Annotated in this window: 2 protein-coding genes; both read left to right on the forward strand. The window is 37.9% G+C overall.

What is annotated here, in order from left to right; genetic code table 11:
- Positions 1 to 703: 703 nt before the first annotated feature.
- On the forward strand, positions 704 to 877 hold the full coding sequence (locus ACFXGN_RS32750; protein ID WP_375839303.1) for a hypothetical protein: 174 nt from the start codon (positions 704 to 706) through the stop codon (positions 875 to 877).
- A gap of 90 nt (positions 878 to 967) precedes the next feature.
- Entirely contained in the window at positions 968 to 1876 is a 909-nt protein-coding gene (locus ACFXGN_RS32755; RefSeq protein WP_375839305.1) for a hypothetical protein, read from the forward strand.
- The last annotated feature ends 76 nt before the right edge of the window (positions 1877 to 1952 follow it).

Here is a 1952-nt window from a genome sequence, read left to right on the forward strand (position 1 = left end):
CACAAAACGTGATTTTTGAAGCAAAACGGTTCCTCTTTATGGAGCCGTTTTTTTTATTTCCCGAAGGGTTATTTGTCAGAATGACAAACCGATTTCGAGCCGGCGAGAACCCATTGTCACACCACGATTTAGGGGGTGTGTATAAATGGGCACTCTCTGTGAAATTTGAAGCTTTGAAATTCCGAATGGCGCACTTATACACTCTGTCGAGTGAGTGCTAAAATGCTGAAGCATTTCCGTCAAGCGTGTGGAGGAATCTTGTAGAGAGATATAGCATAGATACCCGTATCTCTAGAGATATTTTGGTATATCCCTGCTATATCTATGGGGTATCTATGCTATATCTTTGGCTTCAAAAACGGCACCTGTTCTAAGAGCATAGAAACTCAACAGGCACAGCCTGTTTGACACCCTTTTTTTTAGGGTGGCACCGAGTTTCCTTATGCTCTTTTTCTCTGAAGCTAAACCTGTTTTATATGTCGTAGTCTTTTTATTGGGAGTGACCCCTTGCTGTACAATTTCCGGAGGTGCCGATAAGGGACGAATTTTCCCTTGTCGGTTGCCTTTGGGGATTGTAAGGGGTGGAGGCTCGGAATCAAAAGGAAACGAAATATCATTCCGAGTGTGCTTCTTTTTTCTGTTCTTGAATTCTATTATTTCCAATGTTAGAATTATGTTAACAACTTGTTAGGAGTGTGTTTGGATGGAAGAGAAAAAACAAATTGGACCTCGAATTACTGTTGAAACATTTAAAAAGCTAGAGTTATTAGCCGAACATTTTACAAAACACAATGAATTTGGAAGAGTTTCAAAAGATGCTGTAATTGAGTTTGCTATTAAGGAATTGTATAGGGACTATTTGGGAAAAGGACGCTAATTTTTGTTGAAAAACTGACTTCGGATTTGGGGTTCTTTATTATTAACTTGATTTTAATTAAACATTACAGGAAAAATTGAGGGGAAATGGATGGATAAACGCAATGGTGACGCGGTTTTCATAGCTCCAAATGATGTTGTAAAAGTGACCACTATGAATCACGTCATTGAAGTTCAGCATATGGAGAAGATGAACCGGAAAAATAATATCAAAAAATTGGACAAGGATAGGTTTGTAGACCTCTCTACTGGGGAGATCCGGGAGTTCGAGCATTCGGAAAATCGGCAGGAAAATTATAATTCTTTGAGACAAACCTTTAAGAAGCTGCGTTATTTGATAAATAACAATTTTATAGGACGGCCAAATGAATTACATATAACTTTGACATACAAGAAAAATATGACGGACACGAAAAAACTTTATAGTGATTTTCAAAATTTTATCGACAGGTTGCGTTATAAATACAAGAAAGAAAGTTCGATAGATTATTTATCGGTGGTAGAGCCACAAGGACGTGGAGCCTGGCATTGTCATGTTTTAATGCGCTTTAATGATTTGGATAAGATTTATATTAAAAATGCTGAATTAAGGAGTCTATGGGGTTTAGGATTTGTAACAATCAAGTCATTAAAGGATATAGACAACATAGGAGCCTATTTGAGCGCTTATTTGACTGATATAGACCTAGAAGATGTCCAAGACAGGGAAACAGCCTTAAAAGTGGCTTCAGAGGGCTGTGAGGTGCAAACAAAGATCGTAGAAGGTCGGGAAAAGAAATTTTTAAAAGGCGGACGGCTGCACATGTATCCTTCCGGAATGAATATGTATCGAAAATCAAAAGGGATTGTTAAGCCGGAACGGGAAGAAATGAAGTTCGGAGACATAAAAAAAGTAGTGGGTTCGGCAAAACCACACTACGAGAAAAGTTATCATGTCGAAAATGACAATTTTGAAAACACAATTTCGTTTCTCCAGTATAACACAAAACGTGATTTTTGAAGCAAAACGGTTCCTCTTTATGGAGCCGTTTTTTTTATTTCCCGAAGGGTTATTTGTCAGAATGACAAACCGATTT

The organism is Streptomyces sp. NPDC059247 (genome assembly GCF_042754005.1).
In the GTDB taxonomy this organism is placed as follows: Bacteria; Actinomycetota; Actinomycetes; order Streptomycetales; family Streptomycetaceae; genus Streptomyces.

Excerpts from the sequence above, each read along its gene's own strand:
- ACFXGN_RS32750 (WP_375839303.1), top strand. The coding sequence starts at position 704 with ATGGAAGAGAAAAAACAAATTGGACCTCGAATTACTGTTGAAACATTT.
- ACFXGN_RS32755 (WP_375839305.1), top strand. The coding sequence starts at position 968 with ATGGATAAACGCAATGGTGACGCGGTTTTCATAGCTCCAAATGATGTT.